Origin of the sequence: Brevibacillus choshinensis, assembly GCF_016811915.1 — a bacterium.
Classification (GTDB): Bacteria; Bacillota; Bacilli; order Brevibacillales; family Brevibacillaceae; genus Brevibacillus; species Brevibacillus choshinensis_A.
In genome coordinates, this window is the sequence record NZ_CP069127.1 from 3,010,776 (window position 1) to 3,032,271 (window position 21,496).

Sequence of the window (21,496 nt, forward strand, 5' to 3'; positions counted from 1 at the left end):
TTACATTTGAGACAAGGCGAGCGGATGGCCTTTGGACTGGTACCACATGCGCTCCATTCGTTCCTCATGGTCGATTCCGCAGCGCCGTAAATAATCGAACGAGTCTTCCCGATTCAAGTGCTCGACGGGGATGGGAAGGATTCTTTCTCTCCACGCAGGGAGGGAGAGCCATGGCCCTTTTAAGGGATGGCGTCCGGCAATAAGGACGAGCACGTTTTCCGGGAGCCATTTCAATAAATGATCCCTTAGCCACGCTTCCAAACCTGTCAACTCTTCAAATGTATCAAAGGCGAGAATCACTATTCGGTGTGAAGAAATCTCGCGAATCGCTTCTATGGTTTTTTCGAAAAGTGCCGCTGACGTGCTTTGGCCGGCGGCGACTTGGACTTGTTTAAGCAGCGCGCTGAGTAAATCGTCTCCCGCATGGTTAAAATCTTTACTGTCCAGCATGATGTAGCAACTATCATGCTGATAAGCAAGCAGCCGGAATACTCGTAACAGGGTACTTTTGCCGATGCCTCCCGTGCGTAAAGATTCCAAATGTTTTTACGATGAGAGATCTTTTGATCCAAGAAACAAGAAAACATGGTTATTTCATTGCTGCGTCCAACAATAAAATGCTGCTCCCGAAAATCGAGAGCATTGACTTTTTTTATCAAATTTCTCACCCTCTAACAAGGAAACATTTGGATTTACCACTTGAGTATACTACTGTTTACGTTATTCGTGTAAGAAACGACCGGCGATTACGTGCCATACTCCATCCGATATCCTGAGTCATACAAATTTATGATAATATATGTAAAATATGAGGCGTAATACGTAATGAAAAGACAGCGAGTGAAAAGAAAACGATTTTCTGCTGGAGCTTCTTTTAAATGAGAGGTGGCATCATGGTAAAACGTTTATTTGTTTCAGGATACAAGGCTCACGAGCTTGGCATTTTCAATGAAAAAAATCCGGGGTTAGCTATTATTAAGAAAGCACTGAAGAGGGAACTCGTAAGACTCCTTGAGAATGAATTGGAATGGGTCATCTTATCAGGTCAACTCGGGGTAGAGATGTGGGCAGCCGAAACTGTTCTGGAATTAAAAAAGGAGTATCCACATCTAAAACTGGCGGTAATCACTCCATTTTTGAATCAGGAGGAAAAGTGGAAAGAAGAGACACAGGATTACTACCGAAATATTGTGATGCAAGCCGATTATATCAATAGTGTCTATCAATCACCTTACCAGGGAGTATGGCAGCTCGGAGAGAAAGACAAGTTCCTGCTATCCAATTCAGACGGCATCTTGTTAGTTTACGATGAAGAAAACGAAGGCTCCCCGAAATTTCTAAGTAAGCTCGCCGCGAAGCGAGCGGAGTTGGGCGATTATCAGGTAATTCGAATTAACGCATACGACTTACAGACCATTGCAGAGGAACAGCAGCAAGAAATATATAATGATTATTTCTAAACAAAGAAACCAGCTATGAGAAGCTGGTTTTCATTTTTCTAGTCGCCCAGACTAAATCATCGAACGAAACCCATGGCACACGTAAAATACGTACATTAATCCGATGCTCACTAAATATAATTCGCATTTACTAGCTACGTTTCCCTCCGAGTGAGAAAAATCTCGGGGGCGATACTTTTGTATTTGACAAGCTGCTTGCGTAAATCCGAATGATCTTGTGTTTGATCTGTTCGTCTTTTTTCCTGGAACAATGAGCACTAACGAAGAAGGTAGTGTCTTTCTTGCACAGAAGAAAGCTGCGTTTTTAGGCTAATCATTTGTGACTAACCACGTAAATCAACTATATGTGTTTAACATCTAGAGTGATGCCGTGAAGCTCCAGACAGTTGCCGCCAAAGAAAGGGGGAGAAGGGCTAGTTGTTGCACTAGGGAACTGAATGCTTCCGTCCAAATGAAATTGCACACTAAACCCTCTGATGAATGGCGTAGGGGCCAGCTACAATGGTCTGATCCACATTGTTAGGGGAACAGTACATAAATCATAGAAACTTGAGAGCAGGAGGTGTAAACAAAGATTTTCATACCCTTTTTCAGTTCATAAAACAGCCATTTCATGAACTGAAATTTATTTTGGCTAAAAACGAAGTGGAGCACCGTTCCACATCTGTGAATATGACCTGGTTTCATTACATTGCTTCAGAATCTTGCCTGCGACAGTATTGAACCACGATAAGTAACGATACTGAAATAATCCATGCGTTTTCACTTTTGTTCGATATGACTACTGGATGTTGGCATTCTACGAATCTCGTATTTCAACGAATCGAATCATGGATATCCAAACGACTATGATCGTCCAGCAAATTAGCGACTACATGCCAAATTCGTGACAAATCCTTAGAAAGCTGCTGCGATCTATACAATATGTGAGCCTATGTAATCAATTCTAATTAAGATTGCTAGTTTACTTACATGCTCACTCATAGGAAAAATTGATTCTCTTCATAAGTTTACATAATATATATTATCGGACTCAAAGAATACAGACGAATTATGGCGGGGAGTAACTCCTCCTTCAACGTTTGTGATGATAAAACGGTCAATCTGAATCGGTTGAATCAGATGAATCAGTTGATCTGGCAGCTCTCAACGGCAATTGTATGATACCCACACGTTAACGCCTGAAAACTTCATCAGTCCGTTGTGTAATTCATGTATCCGTAATGATCTGTATCACAGACTGCGACGCATCTTTTTGTAGTCGATAAACTGCAGGCGCTGCCGATTTATGTTTACATGATTCCTGAATATTACAGGTATGTCATGCAGGCTTTTCCCAAGCTATTTCCACATTAACTGAACGACTCATTTTCAATTCATGTAAGCATCTGTCAACCAGGTTCTTTGAAACAGTGATTGCAGCATAAAATTCAATTTAAATAAAAAAGTAAAATATTTATAAAAATATAGTTTACAATATTTGGGATTTCATATATATTATAATTAAGATAACTATAACGAAAAACGTCCGGAGGTCCACCATGACGAAAGTGAAAACAAAACCAAGCACCACCACTACTTCTCAAAAGAAAAGATCCTACGAAGATACATTGAATAACCTGGCCCACTACCTGGAACGGAATAAGAAAAAGTAATAACGAAAAGAGTGCCAAAGAGCGGCACTCTGCTTCGTCGTGTAACGATAGATATTCTCTCTACTCCCTCTTCTCCCGCCTATCTCCACTGACTACCTTACCTTCCGGATACCAACCTTTCTCTTCCGATTCCTTTTTTAGGTTCGATTAGGTTCAAACCTTCAAGCCCACCGATCACTTCATCGTTTCGGCTGCCAATATGGACACCTTTACTTTTACTTTCTTTTTATCATAGTTGGCTGTGATCGTTGTATTACCGGCCATGATGCCCGTTACTGTACCCTCGGATACCTCCGCAATTCGGCTGTTATCCGATATCCATTCGGCATCCCTCGTGACATCCTTCTTCGAGCCATCCTCAAAAACCGCTGTTAGAGTCACCTGTTCGCTATCTCCTTCACCGATGCGAACCGTCCGGCTGCTTGCAGTCAGCGCCTTCAGATCCGGTTTGTCCTTAATCACGATGAGCCGCACGGATAACTGCGAACCCCCGTAGTTGGCGCGAATCCAGGTGTACCCGAAACCGACTGCCTCTACCTTGCCGGTGTCGCTTACTTTGGCGATTTTTTCGTTGCTAGATGTCCAAACCGCACGCTTTGTGACATCTTTCATCTGATTGTCTGTCATCGTTGCATTCAGCTCAAGCTGCTGGGCCTCTCCTTTTTTCAGCGACACTGTTTTGGAAGCGACAGACAAGCTTTTGACCAGTGTTTTCGAAATATTAACGGGAATTTTCCGCTCTTCCCCTTGATAGGAAATCGTGACAGACGCTTCGCCTTCTTTTTTACCTGCCTTGATACGACCGTTCTTCACTGTCAGGAGTGAGGAGCTGCTACTGTACTCGGCATCCCGGGACCACGTGATTTCCTTTCGCTTGCCGTTAGGGTAGACAACAAATGTCCGAAAAGAAGCCGTACGATTCGGGCTCACGAGGATCTCTTTTTCAGATGTCTCGATTATGAACGGTCTTTCTCTCGCTTCCACAGTTACCTTGCAGGAAGCGGTTTTTTTGCCGTCTTCTGACGTCACCGTGATGACTGCGGTTCCCGGTGCTTTTGGTGTGACCGTCCCATCCTGATCTACCGTCGCCACATCTGGATCGCTGGAATTCCATGTGACTTGCTGATTGGTCGCGTAGGACGGAAGAATCTTGGCCTTCAGCTCGACCGCATCGTCTTCCTCTGTAAAGGTCAGCTCCGTTTCATCCAAGCTGATGTCCGTCACCGGGTAGTAGGGCGGCTGCGTTGGTGGAGGTGGTTGGTTCGCCAGTTCCCTCGTAACCGTGATCGTGTAAGTCTTCTCTGTACCATCCTGTGCAGATACTTCGACTTTCAACGTGTTACGTCCGACATCGAGAGAAAGTGGGTCGGATGCCTCGCCGTTCGTCAGGTCCAGCGGCCCCTGCACTAGCTTGCCGGTGCTGTCGAGCACGCTCACTGTCGCTGTCGAGGTATCATCGTTAGTCACCGCGGTAACAGTCACCGAGGAAATCCCGTTGGCGACACTCACTGAATATTGCAGTGTATCTGCAGAAAATGAAGGGCTCAACACGCCGCCAGAAAGCGTAAGGCTGCGCAAATCCGCATCGCCGCTTTGCTTCGTCCACTGCGCATACAGGGTGGCATTCCCTGTAATGGTGAAGCTTGCGCCCTGAGCGTAGTCCGTACCGCTTCCGTCTGCTGCCGTATTCCAGCCGGAGAACGCGTATCCGGTCTTCTCCAGGCCGCCTGTATTGCCCAATACGATAACGGCATCACCAGTCTGGTATTGGGCGCTGTCGGACGGCGCAGCACCGCTTGTGGCCCCATTGCCGTCGTAGGCGAGGGAGTATGTCAACGGCGCTGTGGACAGTTACCATTTTGCACAAATACGCCTTCGGTTTCTCCAGACGATCAGGATGCACGTCGAACGACTTGATAAACACGTCCTGTACCGCATCTTCCGCGTCTGCCGCAGAGCCTGTCAGCTGATAAGCCAGCGTGAACAGCAGCGCTCTGTATTGATCGTACAGTTCCTCCATTCGCTGTCTCACCTTTTCCGGGTTGTTAGAAATATTCCCAATCTTGATGTTTTTGGTACTATCGAAGCATGCTCCCTGCATCCCATGCCAGATTCCTGAATTTCCAGGCGGGCTTTCCTGTTATCATCATCGAAAGTCCCCATTTGCGTCCCCACACCAATGCGCGATTTTCCCCCAGGCCGATGCAGAAGAAATCCAACGGTACCGATTTGTGAGCCGGCGCGGGACTGCCCTCCAGATCGGCAATCACGATTTTCCCCAGTCGATCCGCCTGTAGCACTCCTTCGCCGCACCTCATCTGATCCGCCTTGCCGGTTCTCGGATCGACGATTCTCGCACAGTCCCCGATGCTGTATACGCCCGGCGCCCCTTTGACGCGATAGCATTCATCCACCAGCACTTGACCTTCTGGAGTAAGCGGCAAGCTCATGCTGCGAAGGGCAGGATTCGGGATCAGACCAATTGTCCAGATACAGAGGCCAACCGCCAGACTTTCGCCATTGCCGAGCGTCACCACACCTGCCGCCTCCCGCATCGCTTTGCGATTGTGAAGCACTTTCACTCCGCATTCGCGAAGTGTCTGCTCTAACTTCTGTCCAACTTTCTCCGGCGCTTCCGGGAACAGCCGCTCCTGCGCATTCAGCAAATAGACGGAGGTATCGGATGGATTCAGACCCAGCGCAGACGCTTCATCCCGCATCGCGAGGGCCAGTTCGGCGGAGGTCTCGATGCCGCTGATGCCCGCTCCCGCAACAACGACCGAGAGCAAGCGTTTGCGTTCTTCAAGATTTGTCTCCCCGACAGCCTTCCGCAGGTTGGCGTGCCAGCGCTCCCGGATGTCCGCCGCAGCTTGCGGGTCGGTCAAGGCGATGCCGCCCTGAGCGGGATCCGGTCGCCGTACGATGCTACCGACCGCCACGACCAACAGATCATAATGGATTCGGGCATCATTTCCTTCTGCATCCGTATATCGAATCTGTTTTTCACCGCTATCTACGGAAGTAACATTACCTTGCACGAATTCGACTCCTTCTGAAGACCAATGCGTCCAAGGAACCACGATCTCTTCCCCGCTAACGGCAGGCCGGAACAACAGCACTTTGCGCACATGACCGGGCAGCTTGTCGAACAGAACAAATCGAATCCGCCTTCCGTTTGCCATACCCTTTGTCGTTTCCTTAATGGCTTTGAGCGCATGAAGCCCTGCATGGCCGCCTCCGATGATGATGCATGTCAATTCGTTCATTTTCCTCAGCCCCTTCAGGTTTTACACATATAACAATGTAAGGCTCTGATTTGTGACATCGGAATAAACGAATTTTGCATGATCTCGTCTTTGAGTAAATCTGCCCGTCAGCTTAATGAAGTGCAGCGTGCGACTACACAGAATCCATTCGCTCGTAAGCGTTCGCTAATTCTTTTTTCCGATTAACCATTCGACTTCTTCGATTTCCTTCGGGATCTGCGAAGAGAGCACCTCGCAGCCGTCTGATGTGACCAACACATCATCCTCAATCCGAATGCCAATCGCTTCTTCCTCAATGTACAAACCTGGTTCGATCGTGATCACCATGCCGGGCTGCAGGGAAGCACTGTAATCCGAGACATCGTGCGTATCCAGTCCAAGGTGATGAGATACGGTATGATAATAGTATTTGGACAGCTCACTGCTTTCTTGGATGAGACCGAGACGGAGCAGGCCATCTGTCAAGACTTGTTTCGTGACTTCATTTAGTTGTTGGAGGGTGACACCGGGCTTCACTGCTTCGATGGTCTTAATCTCCGCATCGAGCACGAGTTGATAGATCTCTTTCTGGCGTTCTGTAAAGCGACCGTTCACTGGAAACGTTCGCGAAATGTCAGCCGCATAGAAGTTCGATGCTGCACCGAGGTCGAGGAGGACCAAATCTCCATCCTTCGCACACTGATTATTCTCTTCATAATGCAAGACAGTAGCATTGATTCCGCTAGCAATAATGGGTAAATAAGGGAGCTCGCGAACGCCATGCGACTTCAATGCGAAATCATAGTGTGCCTCTAGTTCATATTCCATGATTCCAGGACGTGCATATGACCACATGCGCCGAATGGCTTCATCCGTGATCGCAATCGCCCTTCTGATTTCTTCGATCTCTGCCGGACTCTTTTGCATACGCAGTTCTTTCAACCAAGGGCCCGCATCGTGAATCTGCAGGGTCCGGTATTTCTTCTGCGCTTCTTCGGCAAAAGTATCTGCAGGGGTCAGCTCGTCGCTCCACTGATAGCGATACAAGTCAAGATAGAGCGAACACCTGCCTTCGCAGCGCCTCATAAAGGTTCCAAATGAATGGTGCCACTCATCGAGAAACTCGAAGTGTTCGAGACCAGACTTCTCTTTAGCCTCTTGATCCGATAGTACCGCTCCTGTCCATTTCGCTTCCAGTTCATTTGGGCGCTGGAGAAATAACGTTTCAGTCACGTTGCCAGCGCGTTTCGTGATCATGAGAATGAGGTTGCTGCGCGTGATGCCCGTTAGATAATAGAAGTTGCGGTTCGGTGTAAACGGATATTTGTCGTCATTGCTGCGAGTCTTGACAACCCCTGAAAATAGTACGAGTACGCTGTGTTCAGGCATTTTTTCCGCGAGTCTTTGACGGCGATTGATGTACTCTTTTGGATCCATGGCTATTGTCATTTGTTTTCTACTCCTTTGTACGTGAGTTTCACTATTGAACAATTTCAAAAACGGTACCCTGATTAAAATCAGTCACCTTCGTAGATCCATAAACCCCAACAAATAGTCTGGTTTGATCCAGGTTTGTTCCCAAACTAACATAATAAGCTGATTGAGAGCCGAAATCATAATCGGTTTCAATAACACGAAAATCATTTAGTTTACAGTCTGTTTGCATCCTGGTGTAAGCTAAAACCCCTCTGACGGGTGGGCGAGATCCTTCATTCCTGGCGAGATCGGTAAACACAATGCTCCCTGTTAAATCGGGGATCCCATTCCCCAAATAGGGCTGGACTCCTGTAAGTGCTGTTCCGCCAAATTTATCTGGCCTAGGATCTTTATGAAAATAACTCGTTAAAGGCGGAAGGCGTCTTACGGAAGTTATTACTGCATCATCGTAATAAGCAGTTGTTTTCTCATCCAAAGCTGGAGTTGCAGAGCATCCTTTCATGAACAAAGTAGGAAAAGCACCTTCCCACCCTCGCCAGCCAAAGTTGACGAATCCTTCTTGATCCGGTTCAGCATTCATTATGGAAGCTTGGACAATCTGGGTAACCGGTAGTGGCTTATACTGAATGAATGAAAAAATCGACTCTACCAAATCCTGTCCGACAATCCCCACATACTTGATATATTGATCGTAGAACCTTTGATATGAAATGCCTGGAATATTGCGGACCCCTTTGGCAATTACCGTAAGCGTCTCTTGAATCGGTACAGGAAGCTCATCAAAACGTGTCACGACGGGTGGATTATGAATCCATGCATTCGCATCTACATCGATTTCTATCACTTTTCCTGCGATTTCCATATCATTCTGACTTAAGTTAAATGGATCGTAGCCTGATCCACCATCTCCGGTTGTTAAAACAAGTTTTCCTGTTTCAGGTGAAAAGTTTAAGCTATTGACACCATTATGATTTAAAAATGGTCTTCTTATGTTCAGGATTGTCCGTCGTTGTTGAAGTTGACCATTCGATTGTAAAATCCATTCTTCAACGGTATCAATATGATCGTATTGACTTTCTCTATTCATCCACTTTAGGTGTAAGGTTTTAGGATCACACGGATTCGGCTTAAAAGATTCAAAATCACCTGTAAGGGCACCTGGTCCTTGTGATCCAGCTACTGAAAAATGAAGATAGAAAAGACCGTTGTAATAAAAATGGGGATGAAACGCTAGACCTAGCAACCCCCGTTCATCGTATCCACCACTAGAGGCTCCAAGTTTTATGATTCGCGGGCGAATATCTAAAAAAGTCCCTAACACTCCGTCTCGTATGTAAAAGATCTCTCCTACCTGAGTTACAACAAATAAACTTTCACTTGAATCTCCTGGAAGTACGGCTGTTTTCAAAACAGTGGGCATGTTTATCTTGCCTACAATGGGTTGCAAACGAACCTTAACGTTTCTCAACTGATTATCGCGCTCCCTCCTCTTGTTTCTTCTTTAAGAATATGATAGGCACTATGCCCGTAGTACCGGCCACATCCTTACTCCATCTATTCGAAACCCCAGTTTCCCTTTCTCTCTCCTATCTTCTGCATTGATCTTTGTTTTTGTCAATCGATTTCGAAAAGTCTGAAGCGCGGAATAAAAGTGAAAGGCCGCCGATTCTGCCGGCAGCCCTGGTTTCGCAAACGTTACGTACCATTTATGCGGATTTGATGCATTACTTCAAGTATCTTCCTGTGATCGACTGCTCTGCCTGGATGATCTGTGAAGGTGTGCCCTCGAAAACCACCTGGCCGCCCTTGCTGCCCCCATCCGGACCCATATCGATGATCCAATCCGCTTGGCTGATCACATCGAGGTTGTGCTCGATGACGATCACCGTATTGCCGGCATCCACGAGGCGGTTCATGATCTCCAGAAGATGACCGATATCTGACATATGCAGGCCGGTCGTCGGCTCGTCCATCACGTAAATGCTGCCTTTTTTATACAGCTCGCTTGCCAGCTTGATGCGCTGGCATTCACCGCCGGAGAGTGTGCTGAGCGGCTGGCCGAGTGTAATATAGTTCAGCCCCACATCACTCATCGCCTGGAGCTTTCGCACAACTTCTTTTAGCTGAAAAAATCCCAATGCCTGCTCCACAGTCATCTCCAGCACTTCAGCAATGGATTTGCCGTTCAGCTTGTACGCGAGCACCTCTTCCTTGAACCGTTTACCTCCGCATACTTCGCATGGCAGCTTCACACTGTCGAGAAATGCAAGGTCCGTATACACAACACCCAGCCCTTGGCAGTTCTCGCAAGCCCCTTTGGAGTTGAAGCTGAACAAGCCTTGGCCCACTTTGTTCGCGGTAGCAAACGCCTTGCGCACATCATCCATCATACCCGTGTAGGTGGCAGGATTCGAGCGTGTCGACACCCCTACTGCTGATTGGTCGATGACGATCGCATCCGGATGCTGGCTGAGGAACACTTCGTTAATTAACGTACTCTTACCCGACCCAGCGACACCCGTGACGACTGTCAGCACTCCGGCAGGAATGTCTACACTGACGTTCTGCAGATTGTGCAGGGTAGCATTCTTGATGGACAGCTTGCCGGATGGTCGCCTGCAATCTTGCTTCAGATGGAGCGGCCGCTTCATATGGGTGCCGGTCAGAGTGCCTGCCTCAAGCAGACCTTGGAAGCTTCCTTCATACACGATGGTACCACCGCGGCTGACGGCGTGGGGCCCGACGTCGACGATATGATCCGCCACCTTGATGACATCGGGATCATGCTCGACGACAATCACGGTATTGCCCTTGTCGCGCAGCTTCTGAAGCAATCCATTTAACCGATGCACGTCACGGGGGTGCAAGCCGACGCTTGGTTCGTCGAAGATGTATGTGACATCCACCAGACTGCCGCTCAAATGCTTCACCATCTTGACGCGCTGCGACTCGCCGCCGGACAAGGTATCCGTCTCCCGGTCCAGTGTCAAGTAGTCAAGTCCGATATCTACCAGATGCTGCAAACGCTCTGTTAACGACTTGACGATCGGAGCCGCGACAGGATCGCCAATTTCACGTATGACGCGAATGAGTCGTCCCACCTCCATGGAGGACAGCTCAGCAATGTTGAATCCATCGATCCTGCAGCTGAGCGCAGCCGGACTGAGTCTCGCGCCTCGGCAGCAGGGACAGGGACCTTCGGTGATGTAGGGTGCAACTGCTTTTTGGGTGCGCTCGGACTTCGTCTTCACATCCTGTTTGATGTACTTGTTCGTGAACTTCTCGATAACGCCTTCCACGGTAATATTTGTTGCTTTCCCGACGAAATCCATCTTCACTTTCCTCGCCTTGCCATGCAGCAGCAGCTCCAGCTCCTCATCCGAATAATCGCTCAGCTTTTTATCTGGATCGAAGGACCCCGACTGCACGATCATCGTCCAATCCCAGCTGTCTACCTTATAGTCCGGCAGCGTGATTGCCCCTTCATTCAATGACTTTGACATGTCCAGCGCCTTGCTCACGTCGACACCTAATTTGCGGCCAATTCCGTTACATTCGGGACACATGCCTTGAGGATCGTTAAACGAGAACCTATTCGCTTGTCCAATAGAGGGTTGACCCACTCGGGAGAAGAGTAGACGGAGAATGGGAGAAATATCGGTAATGGTCCCCATCGTGGAGTGGGAACCGCCGCCCAGACGCTTCTGATCCACAATAACAGCCATGCTCAGATTCTCGATCGCGTCCGTATCCGGCTGCGGGTAGCGAGGCAGGAACGTGCGCACGAACATGCTGAAGTTCTCATTCAGCAAACGCGTTGATTCTGCAGCGATCGTATCGAAGACAATCGATGACTTGCCAGAACCGGACACTCCGGTGAAGATCGTGATCTTCCGTTTGGGAATGCGCAAGGATACGTTTTTGAGATTGTTTTCCCTCGCACCCGAGATGACGATATACTCCTGACTGAATTCGCTCATAAGTAACACCCTTTCGTCCGTGTTAACTTCTTTACGCATTGGAAATGCTACTTCGATTTGCTGATCAACTGATCGCACCACTCGATATATAAACGCTCATACTGAACACCAAATTCCACAACCGAAATACTCGACAGCAGCGGATTATTCCCATTCGCTTGATCCACCAAACGATTCAGTTCCGCTATTTTCTCCTCGTACGCAGCCAACCTCTCCTCATGCTGTTTCTTGATTTCCTCAATACGCTTGCTCATCGTCACAGGATCGACCATCCAGGAATTGTAAACCTTCAGCAAAAAATCATCGCGAACCTTCTCCAGCTCTCCCGCTTCCAATGTCCATTTTCGAAGCACATCTCTCCCCGCCTCCGTAATCTCATAAACTTTTCTAGCTGGGCGGTATGTATTTTGCTCGACCGCTTGCAATTCAATCAGCCCTTCTGCCTCCATTTTGGCCATTTCGGGATACACTTGATTGCTTCCCGCTTTCCAAAATGGCCCCAGTCGATTGTTCATCTGCAGTTTGATATCGTACCCGGATAAAGGCTCTCTCGCCAGCAACGACAATAAGGCATAACGAATGGAACTCACAAAAACAACTCCCTTTTCAATCGCACATCGCAGCATAAGTCAATTTTAATATAGTACGGTGCATCTGGATTTACAATCGCCTTCAAAAAGATAGGTTCATTTTAACCTAAATTCAAGATTGACGGCGAGTTCTTTTTGGTTTATTTTGGTTTAGGATCATCTTGACTTAGGTTCATTTTAACCTATCATTTCACACAAACGGAGGAATCGTGATGCGCATCGTATTTGAAGACCAGACCTTTTCTTTTGAGCTTTTGCGTGCATTGAGCTACGCACCTTATGGAGGTGCCGATATCGGGGAATGCTTGACGACTGCCTACCGGATCAAGGAAGGAGATTTCGATAGCTGGTACAGGGAATGGTATAGGACAGCAGAGCGTATTCATTCACGTGCCGAGCAGAATAAACGGTGCGGGCAATGGATGAGTGCGCGTGAAAATTACTTGCGTGCCCACAATTATTATCGTACCGCAGAATTTTTCCTGCACGGTGATCCAGATGACCCGCGCATGATGGAGACGTGGGGAAAAAGCCGAAGTGCCTTTCGTGAGGCGATCAAACGGATGGACTTCATCGTGGAAGAAGTGCAGATCCCTTATGAAGGAACTTTTTTGCCGGGTTATTTCTATCGTCTGGACGACTCGCCGCGACCGACCTTGCTCATTCATGGAGGCTTTGATTCTACGGGTGAAGAGCTCTATTTTGGCGGGGCTGCAGCTGCCTTGCAGCGTGGCTATCATTGCCTCACCTTCGAGGGCCCAGGCCAGGGCGCAGTTATTCGCGAACAACGGATTCCCTTTCGACATGATTGGGAGAGGGTCGTTACACCTGTAGTGGACTACATGCTGGCGCGTCCTGAGGTCGATCCGCTCCGATTGGCGTTGATGGGCATCAGTTTGGGAGGCTATTTGTCACCTCGCGCAGCGGCCTTTGAGCACCGACTCGCTGCCTGCATCGCAAACGACGGTTTATTTTCCAACCAATTTGGAGAGATGGGGAAAAAGCTGCACAGAGGGAAACCTGAAGATTTGCAAGATACGCAATACGTAGAAGCCTTTATTCGTTCGTTGATGGATAAGAGTACAAATGTGCGTTGGGCGATTGAAAATGGGATGTTTACCTACCAGGCTGCTTCGATTCATGACCTCATTGAAAAAACGCAGCCGTATACATTGGAAGGAGTAGCACAAAAGATCCAATGCCCGACACTCGTTTGCGAGGCGGAGGCGGATCACTTCTTTGCCGGCCAGCCAAAAATGCTCTACGACGCGTTGACTTGCCCCAAGACATTCATGCTGTTTTCATCCGAAGAAAGCGCCGAGGAGCATTGCCAATTCGGAGCGCTCGTGCACTTTCATCAACGCCTGTTTGAATGGTTGGATGAGGTCATGGCTGTCGTACGGGAATAAGCAAAAAACCCATCAAAAATGCCTGGCATTCTTCACACGGAAGAAGTGTCAGGCATTCGTTCTTTACCGTCTTGCAGTCGACCATACATCCTTAGTGGAAGTCGTGACGGAACGGGCGCCCGCTTCGATAGCGCGATTGACATCCTCGATGGACCGGATGAACCCCCCTGCTATGACAGGAATTTGTGTCCGCTTCGTAATTTCCTCGATCAAGTACGGTACGACACCCGGCAGCACTTCGACGTAATCCGGTTTTGTCCTCTCCAATTGGGATAAGCTGCTTTCCAAAGCCATTGTGTCGATTAAAAAGAGACGCTGGATGAATACCAATCCTTTTTTCTTCTCTGCCAGGATCACGCTGTTTCGCGTCGTAATAATCCCTTCCGGCTTGACTTCTTGAGCCAAATATTCGATGGCATACTCATCCGATTTTAACCCGTCGATGAGATCCGCATGCATGAGCAGCTTCTTTCCAAAAGTGCGAGCGCGGCTTCCCAAAGACTTTACCTGAGCAATATGCGCGTGCAGTAAAATGATGCGCTCGTAGCAAGATTCCATCAGTTCATCAAATTCCTTCAGGTTCCGGACAGCGGGCAGGATACGTTGATCAAATTGCTTTGCCAACAAAGGTTCACTCCTAGCGAAATGATTTTGCCTGATGATATTCCTCTTCGAATGCCTGAATTTCACGTTGTTTTTCAGCTGAGGACCATTTCAATGTTCGGGCCAATTCATCTGCTACGATTGGATACATACTCCCGATGGAATCGCGATCGAAAAACAGTCTTCCGGAGCGTCTGATCAGAAAATCGCGTAGAGTCACGACCATTTCTTCCTGCATTCCGTAGCGAAGTTCGGCGAGGACCCATGCATTCTCCGTTATCGCTCCCAGCTTCATCAGTTCGATAGCTGTCTCTACGATACTCTCGGTGTTTCTCCCATATTTCCAGACAAGCTCTGCCACTCGCTCTTCGGTTCCGCCAAATGCCCGGGCTTTTTGTGATTGAACAACGATAAAGTCTGCAATCGCTTTTCTTGATGGAAAATCACCGCCTGCCAGCACGATCTGATCCGTATGGCACGGTTTGAATCTTCTCCCTTCTTCCTGAGTCAATTCCTTCGACACGAGGTCGACGACACGCTCGGCCATCTTTCGGAAGCCCGTTAATTTGCCTCCCGCAATCGTAATCAATCCGCTCGATGAATGAAAAACCTCGTCTTTGCGGGAAAGCTCGGACGGCGACTTCCCGTCTTCGTGGATCAACGGTCTCAGGCCCGCCCAACTGGAGGAAATGTCAGCCTCAGTCAGTTTCACGCTGGGAAACATCTCATTCGTCGCTTTCAGCAAGTAGGAAACATCCTCGCGAGTAACCAGCGGCCTCTCCAGCTCTCCCTGATAGTTCGTATCTGTGGTGCCGATATACGTGGTCTTGCCGCGCGGGATGGCAAAAATCATCCGTTTGTCTGCCACGTCAAAGTATACCGCTTGCTTGAGAGGCAGACGTTCGTGGGGAACGACCAGATGAACGCCTTTGGTGAGATGCAGCCGCTTGCCAAACAAGGATTGATCTTTGTCGCGGAGCAGATCTACCCACGGACCTGCTGCGTTGACGATTTTCTTGGCTGAAAAGAGATACTCTTTGCCCGTTACGCGATCTCTTCCCTTTACACCGGATACCCGCCCATTTTCATACACAAAATCCGTCGCCTCTGTATAATTTACGCAGCAAGCTCCAAAAGTACGAGCAGTTTTCATGACCTCAATCGTCAGCCGCGCATCATCCGTCCGATATTCGTAGTACAGTCCGCTTCCTTTGAGGATATCCGTACGCAGGAGGGGTTCGGTCTTGATCGTCCGCTTTTTGGAAAGCATGATGCGCCGTTCCTTTCGCTTTACTCCCGCCAAAAGGTCGTAGACGTAAAGCCCGATGGAGGTGGCCAGCTTCCCATAGGTTCCCTTTTCGACGATAGGTAGGATCATTTTCTCGGGTATGACGATGTGAGGCGCATTGCGATAAAGGATCGTCCGCTCCCTGCCCACCTCCTGCACAAGCTTGACATCGCCTTGCTTTAAATACCGCAAGCCGCCATGCACCAGTTTAGTCGAGCGACTACTCGTCCCAGCTGCAAAATCCTGTTTTTCAATCAACCCGACTGTGAGCCCGCGTGAAGCCGCATCCAGTGCGATCCCAGCTCCCGTCACTCCACCGCCGATGATCAACAGGTCCATGCGTTTTGCAGCCAGCTGATCCAGGTAATGAGATCGCTGAAGAGCGGACAATGTCAAATCTGCATTCATGATACCGTCCATCCTTTCTGCTAAAAAAACAAAGACAGCCCAGATTCAAAAGAAGCAACGCATCTGCCTTTGCCCTTTCGATACCGGCTGTCTCCCATGTCTCCACCGCATCATTAACTTATCTTTACTTTATTCCGGATACCTGTAAAAATCAATGCCCAATCTTGTAGCCCATCGTCGCTTGAACCGCTTGCTTCCAACCTTCGTAGAGATCTTGACGCCTCTCTTCTGGCATCTTGGGCTCAAAAGAGCGCTCGACGACCTTGTTTGTGACGATGTCCTCCTTGCTATTCCAGTACTCGACGACAAGGCCGGCCAAATAAGCAGCTCCCAGTGCCGTGGTTTCATTGACACGCGGACGCTCGACAACCGTACCCAGCAGATCCGATTGGAACTGCATCAAGAAGTTGTTGGCTACAGCGCCGCCATCGACTGCAAGCTTCTGCAGCTTGATCCCAGAATCGGCTTCCATCGCTTCCAAGACATCTCGCGTCTGGTAGGCGAGCGATTCCAGTGCAGCACGGATGAGATGGTCTTCTGTCGTACCGCGAGTGAGTCCGAAAATAGCTCCCCTGGCTTCCATATCCCAATACGGCGCACCCAGCCCCACAAAAGCAGGAACGAGGTAAACGCCGTCTGTGCTATCGACAGCTGTCGCATGCTTTTCTGATTCTGCCGCATTGCGGATTAGCTTGAGTCCGTCTCGCAGCCATTGAATCGCGGCACCTGCTACAAAAATACTTCCCTCCAGGGCATATTCCACCTTGCCGTCTACACCCCAGGCGATCGTGGTCAGAAGTCCATTTTGTGAGGCGACTGCTTTCTCTCCCGTGTTCATGAGCATGAAGCAGCCTGTTCCGTACGTATTTTTCGCCGAGCCTTCCGTGAAGCAAGCCTGACCGAAGAGGGCTGCCTGTTGGTCTCCTGCGATACCGGCGATCGGGATGGGAGAGCTGAATATCCTTTCATCCGTGTAGCCGTAAAGCTCGCTGGATGGACGCACTTCCGGCAAAATTTGAGACGGGACTCGCAGCATTTGCAGCAGTTCTGAATCCCATTCGAGCGTGTGGATGTTGTACATCAAGGTACGTGAAGCATTGGAGTAGTCCGTGACGTGTACCTTTCCGTTGGTCAGTTTCCAGATTAACCAGGTATCGATCGTACCAAACAACAGTTCCCCTCTCTCCGCCCTCTCCCTCGCACCTGCGACATGATCGAGAATCCACGTCACCTTGGTCCCCGAAAAATAAGCGTCGATCAATAGTCCCGTCTTCTCCCGGACCGTTTGCTCATAGCCCTGCTCCTTTAGCTGATTGCAGATCTCGATGGTCTGCCGGCTTTGCCACACGATCGCATTGTACACGGGCTTCCCTGTATTTTTGTCCCAGATGACGGTTGTTTCCCGTTGGTTCGTAATCCCGATTCCTGCGATCTGCTCGGGCTTTACGTGATTCTCCAATAATACCGCTTTCAAAACCTCCAGCTGCGATTCCCAAATCTCTTCGGCATCATGCTCGACCCAGCCTGGCTTCGGGTACATCTGAGTAAATTCCTTTTGTGCGACGCCGATGATCGCCCCTGATTTATCGAACAGAATCGCCCGGGAACTGGTCGTTCCCTGATCTAACGAGAGCATGTATTTTTGTTCCATCTGCACCGCTCCTCCTCACGTTCCCATATCGGATTCTTCTTATTTATGCCTGAATCGGGGAAATCCCTGCTTGCCGATAAAATCTAAGCCACGACCAGCCTACCTTTGTACGGCATGCGAGCTGGGTGCTGCTTTTCCAGACTCCGTGCTCGAGCTCCATTTTCCGATGACGATGCCAATCACCAGGAATACGATCAAGCCGATCACACCTGTGTACGAATGATCCGTGAATGTCCATTTGTAAAAGAATGCTCCGCAGATGGCACCAAGAATCGGTCCTACGACAGGGATCCAGGCATACCCCCAATCGGAATCGCCTTTCCCGTGAATCGGCAGCAGTGCGTGTGCAAGTCGAGGACCGAGGTCGCGAGCGGGATTGATTGCATAGCCAGTCGTTCCACCCAACGATAATCCGATAGCAACGATCAGAAAACCGACGACAAAGGGATTGATGCCTTCCGCAAATTTGTTTGCCCCAATCGTCAGCAGTCCCAACACGAGGAAGAATGTACCGAGAATTTCACTAAACAAGTTGGCAACTGTATGGGGAATCGCAGGACCTGTCGAAAAGACACCCAGTTTTGCGCCGGCATCATCCGTTGCTCTCCAGTGAGGATAGTAGAACAGCCATACAAACGTCGCACCCATGAACGCTCCCATCACTTGCGATGCGATGTAACCAGGCACATGCTCCCAGGGAAATTGCCCGATGCAAGCCAAGGCAATCGTCAAAGCAGGATTGAGATGCGCGCCGCTGATGCTGCCGACCGCATAGGCTCCGCATGCGACCCCGAGGCCCCATCCCATTGTGATGACGATCCAGCCGCCGTTTTGCGAGTACGCTTTCTTTAAATTTTGCCCTGCGCAGACACCCGCTCCCAATATGATCAGAATCATGGTCCCGACCATCTCGGCTACATAAACAGACATATCCCATTTCCCCCTTTTTCATGACGAATCGCACGCTAAATTTGTCTCATCCTGTGGACAAGTGCACCGACGGCTATAAAGCGCTTACCGTTTTTTCGCCTCCTTTCGTCCTGTGATGAAAACAAAAAAGCTAATACTCGCAAACCGAAAGCCGAAGATTCCTGCTTGCAAATATTAGCTGGTCTCCACATCTCCACAGCGCTATTAACTTAGGACCTACTATATCGCCTTGGATCAGGGGCTGTCAAGAAGTTCCTTTTTATCCTCGAAATTACTTCAGCAGAGCAGAATCCAGCGCCACTTCGATCATCTCATTGAATGTAGTTTGACGTTCTTCCGAGGAAGTTTCTTCTCCTGTCAGGATATGATCGCTGACGGTGAGAATGGAAAGGGCATTGCGCTTGTATTTGGCAGCCAGCGTATAGAGCGCGGAAGATTCCATTTCGACTGCCAGAACTTGATACCCAGCGAGCTTTTTATACAGATCCATGCTCTCGCGATAAAAGCTGTCACTCGTAAAGATGTTCCCTACTTTGACGGACAAATTGCGTTCGGTTGCCACCTGGTAGGCTTTATGAAGCAGTTCAAAGCTTGCCGTAGGTGCGAAATCAATCTGATTGAACAGCAGGCGATTGGTTTGGGAATCTGAGGACGCACTCATCGCAATGATGACGTCGCGCACTTTGATATCTTCCTGGATCGCGCCGCAGGTACCGACGCGGATCAAATTTTGCACATCGTAGGATTGCATCAGTTCATTGACATAGATAGAGATGGAAGGCACCCCCATGCCTGTCCCTTGCACAGAAACTCGTTTCCCTTTATATGTACCTGTATAGCCCAGCATGCCGCGGACATTGTTATAGCATTCTGCTCCTTCAAGGAAAGTCTCTGCAATATATTTTGCACGCAACGGATCACCTGGCAATAGAATCGTTTCAGCAATCGCCCCTGGCTTTGCTCCGATATGAATACTCATGGAATAATGGCTCCTTTACTATCCAAAAATGACTTACCATGTTATGGTACTACAAAACACGAACATTGCAAAGGGACGGAGAAGCGTCGGAAAATAAACACGGAGGAAACAATAGCTGCACAAGTTGCACGTCTCCTCCAGCGAATCCCTCTCTATTTTCTTTTTTATTGACCTGTTTTATCCCTCTCATTCCAATACGCGACTGCTTCCATATGATCTCCCAGACTAGTCAATTGCCTCATCCGGCTCTGGGAATCGCGCCCTTTCTGCCTTCCTTGATTGGCTTCTTTCAAGAAATGCTGGACAGTCTCTATTCGTAGCCCCTTTTCGATCGCGATGACTTGCGCAAGCGGGGGTGTAAACAAATGATCCAGACCAATGCTGTTCGCTGCATGCTTTGTAATGGCCAGCGGAAGCTCACACATCGATGACAGACCCAGCTGCTTTTGATCCAATAAGCTGTTGATGTACGATTTGGCGAGCGTGACGGTGCCAGGCAAAACGTTGGGGGCTTCTTCCTTGCGCAAGGCTATATCGATACCTTGATAACACGCGCGGACAAATGGCACCAGATCTTCCGCTTGAATGACCCAATCCCCCGAAAGAAACAGCCAGACATCTCCTGTCACTTCCTTCGCTCCGATAGAGCGCCATAGGTCGTCCCCCAAAGGGAAGGGGTAGATCAGGCAGGTTCGGTCATACAGTGTAGATTGCAAGACAATGTCGACCGAGTGATCTTGACTCCCATGCATGATGATCACAATCTCTTTCGGGAGTAACCGCTCCACTTGCCGAATCACTTGCCTGATCGTTTTTTCGTCTTGCTGAACGGAGATGATCACGCTTAACCGACTCCGATTTTCCATGCGGTGGCTAAACGGTACACCTTTACTTTTTTTTGCGGACATGGGTCCGTTTCTTTTTTTGCTTGGCACCCCATTTCCCCCCTCTATCATCCTTGGGCTGCGGGTAAAAGGCGGATCGCAGGTGAAGCTGTCCGGGCACCTTCAATAGGCCACGATACCTCTCTCCATCGGGCAAGCCGCCACGTTTGCCAACCACTTGCAGGATGGATTGTATGGCTATGGCATGGTCCTGCAAGATTTGCCGTGTCCCTTTTTTACCGATTCCTTGCAAATCCCGGCTCCACGCGATGGCCGGCAATGGAGAGACCTTCACGATCTTGAGCTTTGCCTCTACCGCTCTCACCAAACCGAGAGGAGGCGTTCTCAATCCGTCATGACCGAGGATCTCCAGTGCTTTGCGATTGCAGGCGTATGGAATTTTAGACATCGTACTGCTCCCCAGCTCATGGAGTCCGAGCAAATGATTCAGCAAACGATAGGCGTTACGCGGTGGGTTCAGCCTTTTATTCGCACGGACGGGTTCGGCTCCGGTCAAAACAATGTCCGCACCGTTTTGTATGTCCGTAACATACTTTTTCAAGAGGGCAGGGGCGACGATCGCTCTTTCATCCAGAAAGAGTACCACATCACCTTTTGCATGGTAGGCTCCCTGAGCTCTGCTATCATCGTAGGTTTGAGAGGAGTCTGTCGGGATGACATGTACCCAAGAGGAATGCGCTTGCGGTACTGAAATCCGTGCACTGGCAGGGCAAACGACAATGACTTCTGCAGTGAGGTTCAACTGCTTGATGTTCTCAAGTAATTGCCGAAGCACGTTGGTATCTTCGTTTAGTGGAATGACGACGGACACCTCGGGGCGTTCGACTAGAAAGTTGTCCATCTCCATTCCCCCCTCGGCGGAATATCCTACTCCTCCATAGGGTACGCAGGTGGAATTCAAGTGGACACGGCTACTCCAGCACAAAAAAACACAGGATCAAGGCTATATCCTCAAT

General features: G+C 49.0%; 16 protein-coding genes and 1 pseudogene. 2 read left to right on the forward strand and 15 right to left on the reverse strand.

The genetic code is table 11. The features are described from left to right. Positions 1-450 (reverse strand): hypothetical protein, encoded by a 450-nt coding sequence (locus JNE38_RS15195; protein ID WP_203357306.1) that lies wholly within the window; start codon positions 448-450, stop codon positions 1-3. Positions 451-893: 443 nt separating this feature from the next. Here JNE38_RS15195 and JNE38_RS15200 point away from each other — a divergent pair, with 443 nt between their 5' ends. After that, positions 894-1,460, forward strand: coding sequence for an SLOG family protein (locus JNE38_RS15200; RefSeq protein WP_203357307.1), 567 nt, complete (start codon positions 894-896; stop codon positions 1,458-1,460). Positions 1,461-3,289: 1,829 nt separating this feature from the next. Here the strand turns inward: JNE38_RS15200 and JNE38_RS15205 are convergent. The 7 genes and pseudogenes from JNE38_RS15205 to JNE38_RS15235 all read right to left on the reverse strand — a co-directional run bounded on the left by JNE38_RS15205 (position 3,290) and on the right by JNE38_RS15235 (position 12,367). Continuing rightward, complete coding sequence (locus JNE38_RS15205) at positions 3,290-4,951, reverse strand: Ig-like domain-containing protein (protein WP_203357308.1); 1,662 nt, start codon at positions 4,949-4,951, stop codon at positions 3,290-3,292. A gap of 7 nt (positions 4,952-4,958) precedes the next feature. Next, positions 4,959-5,135 (reverse strand): annotated as a pseudogene (locus JNE38_RS15210) (sigma factor); the annotation flags it as partial. A gap of 58 nt (positions 5,136-5,193) precedes the next feature. Continuing rightward, complete coding sequence (locus JNE38_RS15215; protein ID WP_203357309.1) at positions 5,194-6,381, reverse strand: NAD(P)/FAD-dependent oxidoreductase; 1,188 nt, start codon at positions 6,379-6,381, stop codon at positions 5,194-5,196. Positions 6,382-6,546: 165 nt separating this feature from the next. After that, entirely contained in the window at positions 6,547-7,809 is a 1,263-nt protein-coding gene (locus JNE38_RS15220; protein ID WP_203357310.1) for an aminopeptidase P family protein, read from the reverse strand. A 31-nt stretch (positions 7,810-7,840) separates the two neighbouring features. Next, positions 7,841-9,265: a PQQ-dependent sugar dehydrogenase gene (locus JNE38_RS15225; RefSeq protein WP_203357311.1), complete on the reverse strand. Its 1,425-nt coding sequence runs from the start codon at positions 9,263-9,265 to the stop codon at positions 7,841-7,843. A gap of 256 nt (positions 9,266-9,521) precedes the next feature. Beyond that, on the reverse strand, positions 9,522-11,777 hold the full coding sequence (locus tag JNE38_RS15230; RefSeq protein WP_203357312.1) for an ATP-binding cassette domain-containing protein: 2,256 nt from the start codon (positions 11,775-11,777) through the stop codon (positions 9,522-9,524). Between the two features lie 47 nt (positions 11,778-11,824). Further along, positions 11,825-12,367: a PadR family transcriptional regulator gene (locus JNE38_RS15235; RefSeq protein WP_203357313.1), complete on the reverse strand. Its 543-nt coding sequence runs from the start codon at positions 12,365-12,367 to the stop codon at positions 11,825-11,827. A 212-nt stretch (positions 12,368-12,579) separates the two neighbouring features. Between JNE38_RS15235 and JNE38_RS15240 the strand changes: the two genes are divergently transcribed. Further along, on the forward strand, positions 12,580-13,776 hold the full coding sequence (locus JNE38_RS15240) for an alpha/beta hydrolase family protein (protein ID WP_203357314.1): 1,197 nt from the start codon (positions 12,580-12,582) through the stop codon (positions 13,774-13,776). 63 nt (positions 13,777-13,839) lie between these two features. On the opposite strand, the gene JNE38_RS15245 is transcribed toward JNE38_RS15240, so the two are convergent. The 7 genes from JNE38_RS15245 to JNE38_RS15275 all read right to left on the reverse strand — a co-directional run bounded on the left by JNE38_RS15245 (position 13,840) and on the right by JNE38_RS15275 (position 21,381). Further along, a complete protein-coding gene (locus tag JNE38_RS15245) occupies positions 13,840-14,400 on the reverse strand; it encodes a glycerol-3-phosphate responsive antiterminator (RefSeq protein ID WP_203357315.1) in 561 nt (186 codons plus the stop codon). Positions 14,401-14,413: 13 nt separating this feature from the next. Continuing rightward, positions 14,414-16,075: a glycerol-3-phosphate dehydrogenase/oxidase gene (locus JNE38_RS15250; protein ID WP_203357316.1), complete on the reverse strand. Its 1,662-nt coding sequence runs from the start codon at positions 16,073-16,075 to the stop codon at positions 14,414-14,416. 151 nt (positions 16,076-16,226) lie between these two features. Further along, the gene (glpK, locus tag JNE38_RS15255) at positions 16,227-17,726 is read right to left on the reverse strand and encodes a glycerol kinase GlpK (RefSeq protein WP_203357317.1); all 1,500 of its coding nucleotides are present in this window, start codon (positions 17,724-17,726) and stop codon (positions 16,227-16,229) included. Between the two features lie 99 nt (positions 17,727-17,825). Then, on the reverse strand, positions 17,826-18,656 hold the full coding sequence (locus JNE38_RS15260; RefSeq protein ID WP_203357318.1) for an MIP/aquaporin family protein: 831 nt from the start codon (positions 18,654-18,656) through the stop codon (positions 17,826-17,828). Between the two features lie 271 nt (positions 18,657-18,927). Further along, entirely contained in the window at positions 18,928-19,635 is a 708-nt protein-coding gene (gene deoD / locus JNE38_RS15265; protein ID WP_203357319.1) for a purine-nucleoside phosphorylase, read from the reverse strand. Between the two features lie 164 nt (positions 19,636-19,799). Then, positions 19,800-20,570 (reverse strand): glycosyltransferase family 2 protein, encoded by a 771-nt coding sequence (locus JNE38_RS15270; RefSeq protein ID WP_203357832.1) that lies wholly within the window; start codon positions 20,568-20,570, stop codon positions 19,800-19,802. Continuing rightward, entirely contained in the window at positions 20,524-21,381 is an 858-nt protein-coding gene (locus JNE38_RS15275; RefSeq protein WP_203357320.1) for a glycosyltransferase family 2 protein, read from the reverse strand. Before JNE38_RS15275 ends, JNE38_RS15270 begins: the two co-directional genes overlap by 47 nt. Positions 21,382-21,496 lie beyond the last annotated feature (115 nt).